Annotated in this window: 16 protein-coding genes, 8 tRNA genes and 1 pseudogene; 19 read left to right on the plus strand and 6 right to left on the minus strand. The window is 68.4% G+C overall.

Annotation, left to right across the window (positions count from 1 at the left end; translation table 11 throughout):
* Nucleotides 1–2: 2 nt before the first annotated feature.
* On the minus strand, nucleotides 3–320 hold the full coding sequence (locus DAERI_RS08860) for a hypothetical protein (RefSeq protein WP_133161997.1): 318 nt from the start codon (nucleotides 318–320) through the stop codon (nucleotides 3–5).
* A gap of 77 nt (nucleotides 321–397) precedes the next feature.
* Entirely contained in the window at nucleotides 398–1,498 is a 1,101-nt protein-coding gene (locus tag DAERI_RS08865; protein WP_103129071.1) for an aminopeptidase, read from the minus strand.
* A 43-nt stretch (nucleotides 1,499–1,541) separates the two neighbouring features.
* Between DAERI_RS08865 and purU the strand changes: the two genes are divergently transcribed.
* A complete protein-coding gene (purU, locus tag DAERI_RS08870) occupies nucleotides 1,542–2,426 on the plus strand; it encodes a formyltetrahydrofolate deformylase (protein WP_103129072.1) in 885 nt (294 codons plus the stop codon).
* 5 nt (nucleotides 2,427–2,431) lie between these two features.
* Here the strand turns inward: purU and DAERI_RS08875 are convergent, their stop codons facing one another.
* Nucleotides 2,432–2,944, minus strand: a complete 513-nt coding sequence (locus DAERI_RS08875) for a hypothetical protein (protein ID WP_133161998.1) — start codon at nucleotides 2,942–2,944, stop codon at nucleotides 2,432–2,434.
* A gap of 369 nt (nucleotides 2,945–3,313) precedes the next feature.
* Between DAERI_RS08875 and DAERI_RS08880 the strand changes: the two genes are divergently transcribed.
* The 10 genes and pseudogenes from DAERI_RS08880 (at nucleotide 3,314) to rsr (ending at nucleotide 6,283) form a co-directional block, all read left to right on the plus strand.
* A tRNA-His gene (locus DAERI_RS08880) sits at nucleotides 3,314–3,388 on the plus strand.
* 85 nt (nucleotides 3,389–3,473) lie between these two features.
* Nucleotides 3,474–3,549: transfer RNA gene (locus tag DAERI_RS08885), tRNA-Asp, on the plus strand.
* 78 nt (nucleotides 3,550–3,627) lie between these two features.
* Nucleotides 3,628–3,703: transfer RNA gene (locus DAERI_RS08890), tRNA-Arg, on the plus strand.
* Nucleotides 3,704–3,836: 133 nt separating this feature from the next.
* Nucleotides 3,837–3,911: transfer RNA gene (locus DAERI_RS08895), tRNA-Glu, on the plus strand.
* A gap of 2 nt (nucleotides 3,912–3,913) precedes the next feature.
* Nucleotides 3,914–3,988: transfer RNA gene (locus DAERI_RS08900), tRNA-Gly, on the plus strand.
* 2 nt (nucleotides 3,989–3,990) lie between these two features.
* Nucleotides 3,991–4,064, plus strand: a tRNA-Leu gene (locus tag DAERI_RS08905).
* A gap of 4 nt (nucleotides 4,065–4,068) precedes the next feature.
* Nucleotides 4,069–4,144: pseudogene (locus DAERI_RS08910) on the plus strand.
* Nucleotides 4,145–4,166: 22 nt separating this feature from the next.
* A tRNA-Arg gene (locus DAERI_RS22365) sits at nucleotides 4,167–4,290 on the plus strand.
* Between the two features lie 30 nt (nucleotides 4,291–4,320).
* Nucleotides 4,321–4,465, plus strand: a tRNA-OTHER gene (locus DAERI_RS22370).
* Between the two features lie 171 nt (nucleotides 4,466–4,636).
* Nucleotides 4,637–6,283, plus strand: a complete 1,647-nt coding sequence (rsr, locus tag DAERI_RS08915; RefSeq protein WP_103129074.1) for an RNA-binding protein Rsr — start codon at nucleotides 4,637–4,639, stop codon at nucleotides 6,281–6,283.
* Between the two features lie 306 nt (nucleotides 6,284–6,589).
* On the opposite strand, the gene DAERI_RS08920 is transcribed toward rsr, so the two are convergent.
* Nucleotides 6,590–7,684, minus strand: a complete 1,095-nt coding sequence (locus DAERI_RS08920; RefSeq protein WP_103129075.1) for a M42 family metallopeptidase — start codon at nucleotides 7,682–7,684, stop codon at nucleotides 6,590–6,592.
* Between the two features lie 65 nt (nucleotides 7,685–7,749).
* Nucleotides 7,750–8,595, minus strand: coding sequence for a ribonuclease H family protein (locus DAERI_RS08925; protein ID WP_103129076.1), 846 nt, complete (start codon nucleotides 8,593–8,595; stop codon nucleotides 7,750–7,752).
* 105 nt (nucleotides 8,596–8,700) lie between these two features.
* On the opposite strand from DAERI_RS08925, the gene DAERI_RS08930 reads away from it, so the two are divergent.
* The 6 genes from DAERI_RS08930 (at nucleotide 8,701) to DAERI_RS08955 (ending at nucleotide 13,917) form a co-directional block, all read left to right on the plus strand.
* Nucleotides 8,701–9,381: a glycerophosphodiester phosphodiesterase gene (locus DAERI_RS08930; protein ID WP_103129077.1), complete on the plus strand. Its 681-nt coding sequence runs from the start codon at nucleotides 8,701–8,703 to the stop codon at nucleotides 9,379–9,381.
* A gap of 121 nt (nucleotides 9,382–9,502) precedes the next feature.
* Nucleotides 9,503–10,789, plus strand: a complete 1,287-nt coding sequence (locus DAERI_RS08935; RefSeq protein ID WP_103129078.1) for an ABC transporter substrate-binding protein — start codon at nucleotides 9,503–9,505, stop codon at nucleotides 10,787–10,789.
* Nucleotides 10,790–10,863: 74 nt separating this feature from the next.
* On the plus strand, nucleotides 10,864–11,817 hold the full coding sequence (locus DAERI_RS08940; RefSeq protein WP_103129079.1) for a carbohydrate ABC transporter permease: 954 nt from the start codon (nucleotides 10,864–10,866) through the stop codon (nucleotides 11,815–11,817).
* On the plus strand, nucleotides 11,807–12,673 hold the full coding sequence (locus DAERI_RS08945) for a carbohydrate ABC transporter permease (protein WP_103129080.1): 867 nt from the start codon (nucleotides 11,807–11,809) through the stop codon (nucleotides 12,671–12,673). Before DAERI_RS08940 ends, DAERI_RS08945 begins: the two co-directional genes overlap by 11 nt.
* Nucleotides 12,674–12,719: 46 nt before the next feature.
* The gene (locus DAERI_RS08950; RefSeq protein ID WP_103129081.1) at nucleotides 12,720–13,541 is read left to right on the plus strand and encodes a phosphotransferase; all 822 of its coding nucleotides are present in this window, start codon (nucleotides 12,720–12,722) and stop codon (nucleotides 13,539–13,541) included.
* Between the two features lie 94 nt (nucleotides 13,542–13,635).
* Nucleotides 13,636–13,917 carry a DUF2171 domain-containing protein gene (locus DAERI_RS08955; protein ID WP_103129082.1) on the plus strand — a complete coding sequence of 94 codons (282 nt, stop codon included), beginning with the start codon at nucleotides 13,636–13,638 and terminating at the stop codon, nucleotides 13,915–13,917.
* Between the two features lie 60 nt (nucleotides 13,918–13,977).
* On the opposite strand, the gene DAERI_RS08960 is transcribed toward DAERI_RS08955, so the two are convergent.
* Nucleotides 13,978–14,442, minus strand: a complete 465-nt coding sequence (locus DAERI_RS08960; protein WP_133161999.1) for an SMI1/KNR4 family protein — start codon at nucleotides 14,440–14,442, stop codon at nucleotides 13,978–13,980.
* A gap of 178 nt (nucleotides 14,443–14,620) precedes the next feature.
* On the opposite strand from DAERI_RS08960, the gene DAERI_RS08965 reads away from it, so the two are divergent.
* Nucleotides 14,621–16,564, plus strand: coding sequence for an alpha-amylase family protein (locus DAERI_RS08965; RefSeq protein ID WP_103129084.1), 1,944 nt, complete (start codon nucleotides 14,621–14,623; stop codon nucleotides 16,562–16,564).
* Nucleotides 16,561–16,749, plus strand: a complete 189-nt coding sequence (locus tag DAERI_RS08970) for a hypothetical protein (protein WP_103129085.1) — start codon at nucleotides 16,561–16,563, stop codon at nucleotides 16,747–16,749. The genes DAERI_RS08965 and DAERI_RS08970 overlap by 4 nt, the downstream gene beginning before the upstream one ends.
* Nucleotides 16,750–16,785: the final 36 nt, after the last annotated feature.

The raw sequence follows: 16,785 nt of genomic DNA on the forward strand, positions 1-16,785 counted from the left end.
CTTCAGCGCCCCCCCTCGTAAGCCTGTGCCGGAACGAACAGCTCGTGCCCCGTCCAGAAGGTGAGGCGGACCCCGGCGGGCGTCCAGCTCACCCGGCTCTCCCGCCATTTCGCCCCGTCCTCGCCGTACAGGTCGGGGAGTTCGGGCAGGCTGACGTAGTGGCCGTAGGAGGGCTCCGCCGCGTCGTGACCCAGGTACAGCCGCCAGCGGTGAAGGGACCTCGGCAGCCTTGCTGGGCCCTCGTCCACGATCAGGGCGTGATAGGCGCCTCCCGGCGCGTCCCACCGCGCGACGACCTGCCGCTTCGGGGCAAATGGCATGGCGGAAAACATCCAGGCGACGAGCAGTCCTGCCAGGAAGCCGCCACCCGCTGCCAGAAGGGCTTCGCTCCGGCGCCTCACCCGACGAACAGCCCCCCCTCCTGCATGGTTTGCCCGTCCAGGCTCAGGCGCCCGCCCGCCCTCAGGTCCGTGATGAGGTCCCAGTGGATCGCGCTTTTGTTCACGCCGCCCGTCTCGGGGTAGGAGCGGCCCAGGGCGAGGTGGACGGTGCCCCCGATCTTCTCGTCGAAGAGGATGTTGCCCGTGGGCGTCTGGATGCCGTAGTTCGTGCCGATGCCGAGTTCCCCCAGCCGCCGCGCGCCGGGGTCGGTGGTCAGCGCCGCGCGCAGCACGTCCTCCCCCTCCTCGGCGCTCGCCTCCACGACCTCGCCCGCGCGGAAGACGAGGCGGGCGCCGCGCACCACCCGCCCGCCGTATTCCGCCGGGACGGTGAAGGTCACCACGCCCTCGGCGCTGTCCTCCAGCGGCCCGGTAAAGACCTCACCGCTCGGCATGTTGCGCTTGCCGTCGCTGTTCGCCCAACTGCGGCCCCCCACGCGCAGGGTGAGGTCGGTGCCGGGCGCCTCGATCCGTACCGTGTCGGCCCGGGTCAGCCGCTCAATTAGCCGGGCCTGCATCTCGCGCACCTCGCCCCAGGCGGCCACCGGGTCGGGGCGGTCGAGGAACATCGCGCGCATGACAAAGGCCCCGAACTCGGCCCCCGTCATCCCCGCCTGCTCGGCGGCGTGCGCGGTGGGGTAGAGGGTCAGGCTCCACTTCTTCCGGCTGCGGATGGCCGCGACCGGGGCGCGGGCGGCGGTCAGGCGTGCGCGGCGCGAGGCGTCCGCACTCGTGCCCGCCTCCGGCGTCAGAATCCGCAGGCTGCCGTCGAGCGCCTCCACGTCCGAGAGGTCGGCGGGGTGGGCCTGGTCGAGCACCGCGTCGGCGGCAAGGTTGGCGAAGTCGTCATCCTGTCCGGGGTACTCCAGGCGCACCACCGGGCGGGCACCGCGCGACAGCAGGGCGCGGGTCACCTCGCGCACGAGGGGGACCGCCTCGGTGCCCGCCGCGACGAGCAGCCGCTCGCCCGCCCCCGCGCTCAGGCAATAGTCGGCGAGCAGGGCGGCGTGGGGCAGGGGGTCGTAGATCACGGGGAGGCCGGAGTCAGTGGTCTGCACGCCCCCGAGCCTACACGCCGGACAGCCGGTATCCTGCCCCGACATGACGGCCCCCTCTCCCAAACTCGATCCCCTGAACACCGCCGTGCTGACCATTACCTGCCCGGACCGGGGCGGCATTGTGGCGGCTGTGTCGCAGTTCCTGCACAACCACGGCGCCAACATCATCCACTCGGACCAGCATTCCACCGACCCCTCGGGCGGCACCTTTTTCATGCGGATGGAGTTTCACCTGGAGGGCCTGGACCTCGCCCGCGAGCCCTTCGAGCGGGCCTTTGCCAACGTGGTCGCCGGTCCCTTCAGTATGGACTGGCGGCTGAGCTACACCACCGAGCCCAAGCGTATGGCGATCCTGGTGAGCAAATACGACCACTGCTTCCTCGATCTGCTCTGGCGCAAGCGGCGGGGGGAGCTGAACGTGGAAATCCCCTTGGTCCTCAGCAACCACGAGGACCTGCGCCGCGACGCGGAGATGTTCGGCATTCCTTACCACGTCGTCCCCGTCACGAAGGAGAACAAGGCCGAGGCCGAGGCCGAGCAGGTCCGGCTGATGCAGGAGGCGGGGGCGGACTTCGCGGTCCTCGCGCGCTATATGCAGATTCTCAGCGGCGACTTCCTGAGCAGCTTCGGGCGGCCCGTCATCAACATCCACCACTCGTTCCTGCCCGCCTTCGTGGGGGCCAATCCCTACCGCGCGGCCTTCCAGCGCGGCGTGAAGCTTATCGGCGCGACGAGTCACTACGTCACCGAGGAACTCGACGCCGGGCCGATCATCGCGCAGGACGTGGTGCCGGTGACCCACCGCGAGACGCCGGAGACGCTGATGCGCCTGGGCCGCGATGTGGAGCGCCAAGTTCTCGCCCGCGCGGTGAAGGCCCACATTGAGGACCGCGTGCTGGTGCATGGGAACAAGACGGTGGTGTTCTAACCTCCTTACTTCAGGCTGTTCATCGCCGCGTCGAGTTTGGCCGCGTACTGGGGATACAGCGTCTTGGTGACATTGGCCGTAACGAGCAGGGTCTTGTCACCCTCGCGCGTCACCCGCAGGTGGTTGTAGATCGGCTGATCCAGGCCGTCCACCCAGAAGCGCAGCACGATCCACTCCCGGTCGCCCACCCGCTTCACGCCGCGCTCCAGCCAGCGCAGGCCGGGCGTTCCCGCGATGGAGCGTTCTATCGAGGTCTGAGCCGGGGCAAGACTCCCTGCGGGCAGCTTCACATCCCGCAGAGCAAAGGCAATGTTGACCGCGTAGCTCGGGCCAGGGGTCGAGTAGACCTGTGTTGGCGGTTTGCCCCCACGTGAATACTTCAGGGCGATCACGTCGGCGGGCATGGGCGCGAAGCCCGCCGGAAGGGCCAGGCTGACGCTCGTGCCGGGCACCGTCAAGCGAGTCTCTGTGGCCGTGGAGAGCAGCAGCAGGGCAACACCGGGAAGAAGGACATTCACGTTCGCACCTCGGGGAAGGGAAAGGCGGCGGTGGGGAGAACTCAAGCTACCACTGCTGCCTTTTCGGGCGGCGCTGGCTAAATCCAGGCCCACTTCCCCGCCAAATAGCTCAGACAGCGGCTACGCTTTTTTCCACATGCCATCCGTTCGCGGCCCCCAGTACACTCCGGTCCGAGGTGATTTCCGTGACGAACTTCAGACGACATAGCGAACGACTTGCAGGCCAGTGGCTCCGGCCCGCCCTGTACGCCGAGGGTCGTCACGGACAGGACGGCGGCCTCCCAGGCACCGATTCCCTCAATCAACGAAGTCTCTGAAGGCATAGCCAGCCCCGCCCGGCCTGCCTCAGCGCAAGCCGGGTTTTTCGTGGTGATGGTCGTCCAAAGGCAGGACGCCGCGCTGTGGCCGCGGAAATCCAGGGTTCGAGTCCCGGCTGTCACCCCAAAGACCCCTGCTTCGGGCCGAAGACCGACGGTTATCCCTGTCAAGGATCACACGTCCGTCGGTCACCCCTTGCCTGGAGCTTCAAGGCCCTGTCGTTCAACGGCGGAGGACACCCGGTTGTCTCCCGGGAGATGAGGGTTCGATTCCCTTCGGGGCCGCCAGTCGGTGAGGGCCGGAGATTCAGGGTTACCTGTACGAGAGGAACGTGCCCTGGATCAACCACTCGTCCTCACCCCCACGAGTCGGTAGCTCAGTGGAGAGCGCGCCGGTCCGCGAAGCCGGAGGCCGCAGGTTCGACTCCTGCCCGATTCACCACCTTCCTTCCCCCGCGTTGGGCCGACCGTTCACGGTTCTCTTTCTTGGGTGAAAATGTCCCGCACCCGGGGCATGGGGTTCGACTCCCCAGGGCCGCAAGGCCAACCCGTGAACTCCCCTTGCCCACGCATCTCCTGCCATCGTCCAGCGGTCAGGACCCCTGGCTTTCAATCAGGAAACGCCGGTTCGATTCCGGCTGGCAGGACCAACGCAGGTTTCGTCCAACAGTCAGGACGCCGGTGTGCCACACCGGAGATGAGGGTGCGAATCCTTCAACCTGCTCCAATGCTTCGGTATCCCAATCGGCAGAGGAATCGCGTCGAGAACGCGAGCAGTGCGGGTTCGAATCCCGCCCGGAGCATCACGCGCCCGTACCCCAATCTGGCAGAGGAACGCGGTCCAAAAGCCGCGGCAGTGCGAGTTCGAGTCTCGCCGGGCGCATCGAACAGCAGCAACAACGTGTGGGGCGGTAGCTCAGCGGTAGAGCAGGAAAAACATCCTCGGCACCCTTGCCCGCCGGGCCGAAGCCAGAGGGTTATCGACTCCTAATCGCCAGGTCGCCGGTTCGAATCCGGCCCGCCCCACCACCGCCGCTTCTCGCGGCACCGCATCACCCGGGAACGGTGGCGGAGTGGTCAAACGCAAATGACGCCGCTTGTCGGCGGTCCCTCGGCACCACCTCGCCTCACGGGCCAACGGTTCGAGGGTTCTCGGGATCATTCGCTCGTTTGAGCTTCGTGGGTTCAAGTCCCACCCGTTCCCTTTCCTATGGGGGTGGTTTGCCCAACTCGGCGGGCAGCAACCCTTCGGCACCCTTGCCCCACGGGCCGACGCGCGAAGGTTCTCAGGTTCGACTCCTCGCCACCCCCCCACTTCCGGCTGTTCGCGGCCCAGGCCGCTCGGCAATCTCGCCCTGTAAAGGAGGGCCGACGCATGAAGAACTACCTCAAGGCGATTTCGACAAAGCACGTCACCCAGCGCGAGCGCCTCCCCGGGCGGCGCGATCAGGTTCGCAACCACGCGGGCGGCTTCGTGTTCGAGGTGAGCGAGGAGACGCGCTTCCTGCGCTTCCTGATCCTCGGAACCGAGGGCGGCACGTTCTACGCGGACGAGCGAGCGCAGACGAAGCTCGAAACCGAGTTCGTCCAGCTCTTCGCCGCCCTGCATGGCCTGCGCGCCGTGGAGCTGATCGTGGACGTGGCGGAGCGGAACCGCGCCCCCAAGCCGGGTCCCTCGCTGCTCGCGCTCGCGGCGGTCGCCAAGCTGGGTGACCTGGAGGCCCGCAAGGCCGCCTGGAACGCGCTGCCCCGGGTGGCGCGCACAGGCACGCACCTCTTCCACTTCCTGGCCTTCGTGCAGGAGTTCGGGGGCTGGGGCCGCCTGACCCGCGAGGGCGTGGCGAACCTGTACCTGAACGCCCCGGTGGACAAGCTGGCGCTGTGGGCCGTGAAGTACAAGGCCCGCGACGGCTGGACCCACGCCGACGCCCTGCGCCTGGCGCACCCCAAGACCGACGACGTGCGCCGCAACGCGGTGTTCAAGTTCATGGTGGACGGCGTGCTGGGGGAGGGCGAGGCGACCGACGAGGCGCTGCGCCTGATCTGGGGTCATCTGCTGGCCCTGGGGGCGGCGACCGACGCGGATGCCGCGGCCCTGATGCGCGAGTACCGCCTGCCCATCGAGGCCGTGCCCACCCACGTGCGCGGCGCGGAGGTGTACCGCACGGCGCTGGAGACGAACGGCCTGACCTGGACCCTTCGCAACCTCGGCAACCTCGCCCGGGTCGGCCTGCTTGTCCCGGGTAACTGGGACGTGATCTCGCGGGTCGTGGAGCGGGTGACGAACGAGGAGGGGCTGCGGAAGGGCCGTATCCACCCCATTGACGTGCTCAAGGCGCTGCTCGTGTACCGCGCGGGTCGCGGCGTGCGGGGCGGCGGCGAGTGGAAGGTCGTCCCGCAGGTCGTGGACGCGCTCGACCGGGCGTTCGCGCTCGCCTTCGGGGCGGTGGAACCCGCGGGCAAGCGGTTCGTGCTGGGCCTCGACGTGTCGGGCTCGATGGACGCGGGCGTGGTGGCGGGTGTGCCCGGCCTGACCCCGCGCCTGGGCACGGCGGCGATGAGCCTGGTGACGGCGCGCACCGAGCCGGGGTACACGGCGCTCGCGTTCTCGGCGGCCTCGGGCGGCTACGGCGGGCAGTGGGGCGGCGGCGAGCCCGGCCTGACGCCCCTGACCTTCTCGGCCCGCACCCGGCTCGACGACGCGGTGGATGCCATGCGCCGCGTGCCGATGGGCGGCACCGACTGCGCGCTGCCGATGCTGTGGGCGACGCGCAACAAGGTCGAGGCCGACGTGTTCGTGGTCTACACGGACAACGAGACCTGGGCGGGCCGGGTGCAGCCGGTCGTCGCGCTGCGCGAGTACCGCGAGAAGATGGGGATTCCCGCGCGCCTGATCGTCGTCGGCATGACTGCCACGCGCTTCAGCATCGCCGACCCCACCGACGCGGGTATGCTCGACCTCGTGGGCTTCGACACGGCGGCCCCGGGCGTGATGACGGAGTTCGCGGCGGGCCGGTTCTGAGGGAGGACAGTTCGTGGAGCGGGGCGTCGGGGAGGACCTGGCGCCCCGCTTGCCATTTTTCCGTTGGTAATGGAAGGAAGAAGAGCGTGTGAAGCGATAAAAACTCCTCCCCTTGAGAGGGGAGGTTGGGACTGGTACAGCTCCGCAGGAGAGGGGGTGAGCGAGCGCCACGTCCCAGGGCCAACCCGGATTCTATGCCCCTTGTAGGAGAAACAAGTGGAGCTGGTCACATGCCCCTCACCCCGGCCCTCTCCCACGAGGGGAGAGGGAGAAACAGAGCGTCATTCCGCCGCCGAAAGTCGAACCCTACTCCTCGTCCAACGCCATAAATCGCAGGTCAAGCTCAGGCAGCAACTGCACGAACTGGTGTAGCAGCCCCAGCGCCCCCTCCAGGTCCCGTTCGTCCAGCACCTCGACCGGGCTGTGGGTGTAGCGGTTGGCAACGGACACGGCGCCCGCCGGAATCCCCTGTCCCACGTGCTGCAAGGCCCCGGCGTCCGTCCCGATGCCCCGCAGGAGTTCGTGCTGAACGTCGATACCTCCTTCTTGCGCGGCAGCGAGCAGGCCGCGGCGAACGGCGGGGTGGGCCAGCGTCGAGAAGTCCATCACCTTGATGGTGGGGCCCTGTCCCAGTCTCAAGTGCCCGCCGTTCACCTCGGGCGTGTCGTCGGCGGCCGTCATGTCGAGCGCGAGGGCCACGTCCGCATCAAAGGCGCGGGCGACGGCCATGGCGCCCCGCAGGCCCACCTCCTCCTGCACGGTGAAGGCGACGATCAGGGTCACGGGGGGCGGCTCGTCGCGGTACCGCTCCAGCAGGGCGAGGAGTACGGCGCACCCGGCCCGGTCGTCCAGCGCGTGCCCGGTGTAGCGCCCGCTGCCCCGCCCCAGCTCCGCGAGGTCGCCGACAAAGCCGACGGGATCGCCGACACGCACGCCCATGCCCGCCGCCTCGTCGGCGCTCCGCGCACCAATGTCCACGTACAGCTCGGGGTACAGCACGACGCGCTGACGGTCGGTGTCGGTCAGCAGGTGGGCGCTCTTGGTGCCGATCACGCCCAGAAGTCGGTCCTTCTCCGTGCGGACCCAGACCCGCTGGGCAGGCAGGATGCGGTCGTCCGTCCCGCCGACCTTTTCCAGCCGCAGGAAGCCGTCGGGGCCGATGTGCCGCACCCGGAACCCCACCTCGTCCAGGTGGGTGGCGAGGATCAGGCGCCGGGCGTCCTCGGCCAAAGCCTCGCGCACGGCGATCACGTTGCCGAAAGAATCCACCTCCACCCGGTCGGCCAGCCCGGAGGCGGCGCGGAACACGGCGCGCCCCACGTCCTCCTCGGAGCCGCTGGGGCCAGTCAGACTGACGAGGTGGCGCAGGTGGGTGATCATGGCGTTCTCGGCGGCTGACATGACGACAAGATAGGGGGCGCCGCCGCGCGGAATGGGGCTGTGCCGTGCTCCGTTCTGCCGCGTCCTTACCCGTCCCCCTCAGGCTCCTGCTCCCCGATCACCCGCACCACGCCGAGGTCGCGTGCGGCCTCCACCGCGGCGGGCATCCAGCGGGACGGCACCCGGACCTCCACCAGCCCCCCGCGCACCAGGGGTGTAAGGCCCCGGGTCAGGGCGTCCCGCAGCGCCTCCTCCTCGTGGCGCCCGGTCCCCGGCACCTCAGCCAGGTCCAGCGTGAGCGTGGCCCGGACCCTTCCCCCCGGTCCTCCCCCGGGGACGAGCGTGAGCCGAGCCACACGCACCTGCAAGGGCCCCGTCTCACCGGGCAGGCGCCGGGGCGCGTGCAGGGCGAGCGGCGGGTCCGCCTGTCCCATTCGCGCAAGGCCCTGCGCCTCCAAGGCGGCGTTGGCAAGGCCGCTGCCGTCCCGGGTGTCTCCCCGCCGCGCCTCCTGCTCTGCCGAGCGGGCGACGTGGTGGATTTCGCGGGAATCCCGGCCACTGTTCCGCGCGACGGGATGCACCCACAGGTCCCGCAGGTGATAGCGGGCGGCCTCCCCGGCGGGACTCTCCAGGATGGCCAGCAGCGCCGCCAATTCCAGGTCGCTGTACAGCCGCGCCGCGGCGCCCCCGGGCACGAGCCGCAGCCCCGCCAGGATCGCCTCGGTCTCAGCGTCCAGCGACGTGCCGCCGGGACGCGCGCCGCTCGTCTGCCGCACCTGCCGCGTCTCGGGCTGCACCGCCCGGGCCGCCCACCCGGAAAAGGTCTGACGGCGCTCATGCCGGGTGCTGCCGTCGGTGTAGACGTGCCAGGTGTCGGCGGGGTCAGCCTCGTCGGGCCGCGTGACTCCTGCCGGGCGCGTTCCGTTTGTCATGGGGCCCTCCTTCCCGAGTTGTAGCGCCGGTCCCTGTGATGTTTCAGGGAAAGAGGCCAAGGCAGGGCCACCGGGTGCGCTCCGCTCCGTCCTGCTCCCGGTACGATGCCCGACATGCCCCAACCCCTGCTGCTCGGCCACCGCGGCTCGCCCCGCCAGCACCGCGAGAACACGCTGCCCAGTTTCCAGGCCGCCCTGGATGCGGGCCTGGACGGCGTGGAACTCGACGTGCGCCGCCTCGCGGACGGCACGCTGGTCGTCCATCACGACGAGCGGCTGTTCGACGGGCGCCGCCTGGCGGACCTGACCCTCCGGCAACTCGCCCCCCATCCCGTGCCGACGCTGGGGGAGGTTCTGGAGTGGGCGGCGGACACGGGCGCCTCCCTCAACGTCGAACTCAAGTACGAGTCGGTGCGGCCCGACGACCGGGTGGCGCGCACCGCCGAGGGGCTGAGGCGGCACGGGCTGGTGGGCTCCACCGTCGTGTCGAGCTTCAACCCGCTCTTCCTCGCCGCCCTGCGAAGCGCGGCCCCGGAGATCGAGCGCGGATTGCTCTTCGACCGGTGGCCGGGAGTGATGCCCCGGGTGGCCCGGCTCCTCGACGTGCAGGCCCTCCACCCGCACCATTCCCTCGTGACGCCGGGGCTGATGGACCTGGCCCGCGGGCGCGGCTGGCGCGTCAACGTCTGGACGGTGAACGACGTGGATCTGGCGCGGCACCTGGTCGGGCTGGGGGCAGCCGGGTTGATCGGGGACGTGCCGGAGGTCCTGCTTGCAGCCCGCTGAAGCGATGTTATGCTGGCGCAAGAACGCCAATTTGGAACCGTTTGGAACGTGACGCGGCCTACCCGCGCCACGTGACGAACGCCTGACCCCGCCCCCTTACGCTCGGACCTCGGGAGGATACATGAAACGACTCATGCTCACGCTCGCGCTGGCTGGAACGGCCTCGGCCCAGACGGTGACGGTGGACTTCTGGCACTCGTTCGGCGACGCCAAGCGCGCGGGCTGGATTCAGGCCCGGGCTGACGAGTACAACAAGGCCCACCCCGGGGTGAAGGTCGTGCCCGCCTACAAGGGGGGTTACAACGACTCCCTCCAGGCGACCATCCTCGCCGCGCGGCAGGGCAAGCCGCCCGCCCTCGTTCAGATCTTCGAGGTCGGCAGCCAGCTCGCGCTGGACTCGGGGGCCTTCCAGCCGGTGAGCGGGATCAAGGCGGTGGACTTCAGCGACTACATCAAGCCGGTGATCAACTACTACACCATCGGCGGCAAGGTGAACTCGCTGCCCTTCAACTCGTCGAGCCCGGTGCTGTACTTCAACAAGAACCTGATGCAGAAAGCAGGGCTGGACCCCAAGCGGCCCCCCACGACGTACGGCGCGCTCCTCAAGGCCTGCGAGAAGATCAAGGCCGCGAATATCGACGCCAAGTGCATGACGGCGGCGGTGTACGGCTGGTTCGTGGAGCAGTGGATGAGCGAGCAGGGCGCCCTGCTCGTGAACAACGGCAACGGGCGCCAGGGCCGCGCGACCGCGAGCAACCTGGACAGCGCCGCCGCCCGCCGCATCTTCCAGTTCTTCAAGGATGTGAACGACAAGGGCTACTACACCTACACCGGGAAGCTGGCGGACACTGACGGCAGCAACGCGATCTTCAACAACCAGAAGGCCGTGTTCAACCTCAACTCCACCGCCGACATCGGCAACGTGAACGACGCGGCGAAGAAGGCGGGGTTTGGGTTGGGAATCGGCGTGCTGCCCATCCCCGACGGGGTGAAGCGCAACGGGGTGGTGATCGGCGGGGCCAGCCTGTGGATCGCCAAGAACATCAGCCCGGCTCAGGCACAGGCGGCGCTCGACTTCGCGCTGTACATGACGAACACGAAGAACATGGCCGACTGGCACAAGCTCACCGGCTACTACCCGGTGCGGAACTCCTCCATCGCGCTGCTGCGGTCGCAGGGGTGGTTTACCCAGACACCGCTGCAACTCGTGGCCTTTAACCAACTGCTGGCGACCAAGCCGAACCTCGCCTCGGCGGGGGCGCTGAACGGCACGGCCATTCAGACGCGCCAGATCATCGAACAGGGCATCCAGAAGGTGCTGGGTGGGCAGAGCGTGGACGCCGCGCTGAAGGACACCAAGGCGCAGGTGGACGCCGCCCTGCGCGAGTACAACCAGAACTTCCGCTGAAGCCCGCCCGCGTGGCGCGCGCCCCGGAGATCGGGTGTGCGCCGCGCGGCTTTCCTTTCCCGCCCGGAGGACCCATGACCGCCCTACCCACCGCGCCCACGGAGGCCGCCCCCGCCGCCCGGGAGACCACGGCGGCTCCCGCTTTCCGTGGCCGCCTGCTGCCGTGGCTCTTTCTCGCGCCCACCCTGCTCGTCCTCGCCGTCTTCCTGTACCTGCCCGCCATGCAGACCCTCTCGCTCAGCACGTACCGCAGCAACATCGTCCTGGGCACCCGGCAGTTCGTGGGCCTCTCCAACTTCGCCGAGCTCCTGAGCAGCCCCGCCTACCGCCAAGTCGCCGCGCAGACCCTCGCCTTCGTCGCGCTCGTCGTCGTGCTGGGGTTGGGCTTGGGACTGGGGCTCGCGTGGCTGGCGAGTCGCCCCATTCGTGGGGGGCGCATCTACCGCCTGCTGCTGATCTTCCCGTACGCGCTCTCGCCCGCGGTCGCGGGAACGCTGTGGCTCTTCCTGTTCAACCCGGAGGTCGGGGCGGTCAACCAGCTCCTCGGCTCGCTCTTCGGCGTGCGGCCCCGCTGGCTGGACGACCCCACCCTCGCCTTCGGGCTGGTGACCGCCGCCGCCGTGTGGAAGGGCCTGGGGTACAACGTGGTCTTCTACCTCGCCGCGCTGACGAACCTGCCCAAAGAAGTGCTGGAGGCCGCCGAGATCGACGGGGCGAACGGCTGGCAGAGCTTCTGGCGGGTGGTCGTGCCGCTGCTCTCGCCCATGACCTTTTTCCTGCTCTTCACCAACGTCGTGTACGCGCTGTTCGACTCCTTCGGTCTGGTGGACATCCTGACGCGCGGCGGGCCGGTCGAGGGGCAGGCGGGCGTGACGACCTTCCTCGTCTATCAACTGTATGAGGACGCCTTCCGCAACTTCCGCACCGGCATCGCGGCGGCCGAGGCCGTGCTGATGTTGCTGCTCGTCGGCGTGATCACCCTGCTCCAGTTCCGCTTCGGCAGCCGGAGGGTCCACTATGGCGCTTGAGCGGGTGGAGGTCCGGCGGGCGGCCCCGTCGGTCAGCGGGCGCAGGCGCCTCTCGCACGCGCTGACGCACGCGGCGCTCATCGTCGCGGTGTTTCTCGTCGCGGTGCCGCTGCTCTTCGCGCTCGTCAAGGCGACGCAACCCAGCGATCAGGTCATCACGCCCAACCTGCTCCCGGGGGGCGCGTTCTTCACCAACCTGGGGCGGGTATGGACCGAGGCGAACCTGGGGCGGTACATGCTCAACTCGCTCATCGTGACGGTCGCGGTCGTCGTGGGCAAGACGATCCTCTCCGTCCTCGCCGCCCTCGCCTTTGTGTACTTCCGCTTCCCGCTGCGCTCGCTCACTTTCGCCCTGGTGCTGTTCACCCTGATGCTGCCGACTGAGCTGCTTATCGTGGCGCTGTTCGACCTCGTGTCCACGCGGCTGGGGTGGGCGAACTCGTACCTGGCGATCATCGTGCCGTTCCTGGCCTCGGCGACGGGGACCTTCCTCTTCCGGCAGCACTTCCTGAATATCCCGACCTCGCTGGCCGACGCGGCGCGGATCGACGGGTGCGGGCCGCTGCTCTTCCTGCGCCACGTCCTCTTGCCCCTGAGCCTGAACACCATCGGGGCGCTCGCCGTGATTCAGTTCGTCTACGTGTGGGACCAGTACCTCTGGCCGCTGGTCATCATGCAGAGTGACGAGCGGCAGGTCGTGCAGGTGGGCCTTCGCAAGCTGATCGACGTGGGCGGGCAGACGGACTGGGGCGCGGTGATGGCGGGGGCTATCGTGACCCTGCTGCCGCCGCTGCTCGTCTTCACGGTGCTCCAAGAGCAGTTCAGCAAGGGCTTCGCGCTGGGGCAGGACAAGTGAACCGGGCGTTTCCTGCGGCCCTCATCCTTCCCGCTATGATGCGCGGGTGATTCCGGGCGGCCTGCCATCCCACCGCTTTCCCGTGCTGGAAGCCCGCTTCGGCCCCCTGACGCCGATGGACGCGGGAATGCAGAGCCGGGTCTATGCGGCGGCGGGTGGGGACGTGGTCGTGAAGGTCTACCGCAACCACCAGGGCCACCACCGCCTGGAGGCAGGGAACATGCGCCGCGCCGATCTCGGCGACTGGGTGGTGGACACCGTGGAGGCCGATGGCGTGGAGGCCCTCATCCTGCGCCGCTTCCCGGGCCGCCCCCTGCGCGCCGCCGATGTGCCCATCGCCCTGCCCCGCCTGCGCGCGATTCTGGAGGCGCTGCACCGCGAGAGGGCGGGCCGGGTGGACCTGCGAAGGCTCAGAGAGAGACTCCGGCGTTTTCGCAGCGCTCTTGCGGCCTATCCGCTCGACGATCTGTTCGACGCCGTTGAACTGCCGCTGGAACGGGGCCTGCTCGATCAGCCCGCCGCCTTCTGCCACCTCGACCTGTGGCACGACAACATCCTGATCGCGCCGGGCGGCGACGTGCTGGTGATCGACTGGACGAAGGCGGGCTGGGACGACCCCCTGCGCGACGTGGCGCTCCTCAAGACGGGCACCCTCGACCTGCTGAGCCCCGACGCCAGCCTCGACGCCGCCCTGACCTTCCTGCCGGACCAGGCCCAGGAGACGGTGACGCGGCTGCGGGCCTACCTCGCCCACACCTACCTGCACGACCTGTACTGGTTCCTGATGAACGAGCCCTACGAGTTCGACCGCCAGCAGCGGCTGAAGTTGCCCCGCGCCCGGCATGTGCTGGCCCGGCTGCCGGGGTAGGCGGCGGCAGATGGAGATTCCCCAAATGTTCCGTGACCTTTTTCTCCACCTGACTGTCATCTGACCCTACGGAAGAGCGGCCTATGCTCCCCCCATGACCCAGAACGACGGACAGAACGATCAGGCCGCCGCCCAGATCGACGAGCGCCTCATGCAGGACCTGCGCCAGCGCCTGGAGAGCCAGGGCGATCACATGCAGGTCAAGGACGTGAACGGCGAGTACGTCGGCACGGTGGATCACCTGGAGGGCGATCAGCTCAAGCTCACCCGCAGCGGCAGCCACGACGGCCAGCACCACTACGTCCCCCTCTCGCAGGTCCGGGGCATGGACGATGTGGCGGTGTATCTGACCATCCCGCACAGCGAAGTTCAGTAAAAGACAGGGCGAAAGGGGCGGCGGGGGAGACGTGCCGCCCTCTCGCTGTGGACTACTTCTCTACAGGTATCCTTTTAGTGTGTAATCAACGGCCTCTGTCAACCACTTTGAGAAGGATTCGCTGGCTACCTTGAATGCCTTCTCGTTGAAGAGATAATAATGGACGCATGGATCGTCGCTGGCCGAATCAACAAAAAAGAAGGAATACTGATAGCCCTGATGACCATAGAATACAAAGACACTGCTTGTGTCTAAATTGTGTTCGGGCCACTCCTCCATCAGGAGCTCGGTCAGTCCCTCCTTGTTTCCCTTGACTTCTGGATACATTATATCTGACCCCACGAGAAATGACCTACTCCTTCCCATGAGGGTCATAAAATCGACGTATAACTTGGGGAGCGTCGCAACGGCCTGGGCTTCCATCAGTTCCCTGATCATGCCATGAGTGCATCTTTCGGACTGACTTCCCGCTACAATACCGCTTGCCACCAGAAGTTTGTGGCATTGAGAAATCGCATCATTCATGCTCTGGAAGCCTCCACACATAATCTTGCTGCCATCTCTTTAAAAAAGAACCTCATGTCCGGCGAAAATCGGCTGCCCCACGCGCGCTCAGAGGGGTGGGCCGTGGTGCGGAGTGAGGAACAGGCCCTCCCAACTTTAGATTTTGGAACCGTTCCCACCCCCGTCGTATGCTGGGCACGTGCTGAAGACCGATCTGGCGGCGCGGCTGAGGGGCGCCTTCGACGACGACCGGGACGCCGACACCTTCCTGCTGCGGCTGGAACGCTACGGCGACGACCTCTCGCAGAGCCTGCACGCCGTGTACGGCGAGGCCACGGACGAGTTGCTGGAGCGCCTGCTGGAGGTGATGCTCCACGCCTTCCACGCCCGACCGGCGGACCTGCGGCGGCTGGACGAGGCCCGGCTGCTGCGCCCCGACTGGCTCCAGGCCCCCGAGATGGTGGGCTACGTCGCCTACGCCGACCGCTTCGCCGGAACGCTGAAGGGGGTGGGCGAGCGCCTGGATTACCTGGAGGGGCTGGGCGTGGGCTACCTCCACCTGATGCCCCTCCTGAGACCCCGTGAGGGTGAGAACGACGGCGGCTACGCGGTCGCCGACTACCGCGCCGTGCGCCCCGACCTGGGGACGATGGACGACCTCTCGGCGCTGGCACGGGGACTTCGGGGCCGGGGCATCAGCCTGGTCCTCGACCTCGTGCTCAACCACGTGGCGCGCGAACACGAGTGGGCGCAGAAGGCGCGGGCGGGCGATCCCAAGTACCGCGATTATTTCCACATCTTCCCCAACCGCGCGGCGCCTGATGCCTACGAGATGACTCTGCCCGAGGTCTTCCCCGACTTCGCACCCGGCAACTTCACCTGGGACGACGCGGCGGGGGGCTGGGTCTGGACCACCTTTAACAGCTACCAGTGGGACCTGAACTGGGCGAACCCGGACGTGTTCCTGGAGTTCGTGGACATCATCCTGCACCTCGCCAACCGGGGGGTAGAGGTGTTCCGGCTGGACGCCATCGCCTTCATCTGGAAGCGCCTGGGGACGACGAGCCAGAACCAGCCCGAGGTCCACCTGCTCACCCGGGCGCTGCGGGCCGCCGCCCGGATCGTGGCGCCCGCCGTGGCCTTTAAGGCCGAGGCCATCGTGGCGCCCGCCGACCTGATCCACTACCTGGGCCGTGGCGTCCACTACGGCAAGGTCAGCGAGATGGCCTACCACAACAGCCTGATGGTGCAGCTCTGGTCCAGCCTGGCGAGCCGCAACACCCGGCTCTTCGAGGAGGCCCTGCGCGCCTTTCCCCCCAAGCCCACGAGTACGACCTGGGGCGTGTACGTCCGCTGCCACGACGACATCGGCTGGGCGATCTCCGACGAGGACGCGGCCCGCGCGGGGCTGAGTGGGCCGGGCCACCGCCACTTCCTGAGCGACTTTTACAGCGGCGAGTTCCCGGGGTCCTTCGCTCGGGGTCTGGTCTTCCAGTACAACCCGGAAACGGGTGACCGCCGGATCAGCGGCTCGGCGGCGAGCCTGGCCGGGCTGGAGGAGGCGCTGGAGACCGGCGACCCGGGCCGCATCGACGACGCCGTGCGGAGGCTGCTGCTGCTCCACGCCGTCATTCTGGGCTTCGGGGGCGTGCCGCTGCTGTACATGGGCGACGAACTGGCGATGCTCAACGACTACGCCTTCGAGGACGTGCCCGAACACGCGCCCGACAACCGCTGGGTCCACCGCCCGCGCATGGACTGGGCGCTGGCCGAGGCGGTGCGCGCCGAGGAGGAGGAGGGAACACCGCACACCCCCGTCGCGCGGGTGAATACGGGTCTGCGCCACCTGCTGCGCGTGCGCCGGGAGACGCCCCACCTCCACGCCAGCATCGAGAGTCACGTGCTGCTCAGTCCCGACGGTCGCGTGCTGCTGCTGCGCCGCGAACACCCCCTGGGGACGATGGTGCAGGCGTACAACTTCAGCGAGGACGCGGTCATGCTGCCGAGCTACGTGCTGCGGGGCGTGCTGGGTGACCACGCCCAGGATCGCCTGAGCGGCAGCGTCTTCTCCCTCGACCGCCCCACCGTGCGGCTGGACCCCTACCGCGCGCTGTGGCTGACCACCTCCGAGGTGCCCGTATGACCCGCCCCCGCCGCGCCCGCATCTCGACCGAGGCCCTGCTGAACGCTGCCCGCCGCGCCGCCGAGCGCCTGACCCAGCTCAGCCGCGACCCCGAAGTGCGCCGCGAGGCCGCAAACGTCGCCCAGGCTGTCACCCGGTTACTCAACGCCATCCGCCGGGCAAGCCGGGAGAGGCCGCCGGAGTAAGGGACACGAACATCTGGCTCACTTTCCTCTGTGCCG

Source organism: Deinococcus aerius (assembly GCF_002897375.1).
In the GTDB taxonomy this organism is placed as follows: Bacteria; Deinococcota; Deinococci; order Deinococcales; family Deinococcaceae; genus Deinococcus; species Deinococcus aerius.

What these genes read in the sequence shown, in the direction of transcription:
- DAERI_RS08860 (WP_133161997.1), bottom strand. Translation starts at nt 320, where the DNA reads ATGCCATTTGCCCCGAAGCGGCAGGTCGTCGCGCGGTGGGACGCGCCG.
- purU (WP_103129072.1), top strand. Translation starts at nt 1,542, where the DNA reads ATGACGGCCCCCTCTCCCAAACTCGATCCCCTGAACACCGCCGTGCTG.
- rsr (WP_103129074.1), top strand. Translation starts at nt 4,637, where the DNA reads ATGAAGAACTACCTCAAGGCGATTTCGACAAAGCACGTCACCCAGCGC.
- DAERI_RS08920 (WP_103129075.1), bottom strand. Translation starts at nt 7,684, where the DNA reads ATGTCAGCCGCCGAGAACGCCATGATCACCCACCTGCGCCACCTCGTC.
- DAERI_RS08925 (WP_103129076.1), bottom strand. Translation starts at nt 8,595, where the DNA reads ATGACAAACGGAACGCGCCCGGCAGGAGTCACGCGGCCCGACGAGGCT.
- DAERI_RS08930 (WP_103129077.1), top strand. Translation starts at nt 8,701, where the DNA reads ATGCCCGACATGCCCCAACCCCTGCTGCTCGGCCACCGCGGCTCGCCC.
- DAERI_RS08935 (WP_103129078.1), top strand. Translation starts at nt 9,503, where the DNA reads ATGAAACGACTCATGCTCACGCTCGCGCTGGCTGGAACGGCCTCGGCC.
- DAERI_RS08940 (WP_103129079.1), top strand. Translation starts at nt 10,864, where the DNA reads ATGACCGCCCTACCCACCGCGCCCACGGAGGCCGCCCCCGCCGCCCGG.
- DAERI_RS08945 (WP_103129080.1), top strand. Translation starts at nt 11,807, where the DNA reads ATGGCGCTTGAGCGGGTGGAGGTCCGGCGGGCGGCCCCGTCGGTCAGC.
- DAERI_RS08955 (WP_103129082.1), top strand. Translation starts at nt 13,636, where the DNA reads ATGACCCAGAACGACGGACAGAACGATCAGGCCGCCGCCCAGATCGAC.
- DAERI_RS08960 (WP_133161999.1), bottom strand. Translation starts at nt 14,442, where the DNA reads ATGAATGATGCGATTTCTCAATGCCACAAACTTCTGGTGGCAAGCGGT.
- DAERI_RS08970 (WP_103129085.1), top strand. Translation starts at nt 16,561, where the DNA reads ATGACCCGCCCCCGCCGCGCCCGCATCTCGACCGAGGCCCTGCTGAAC.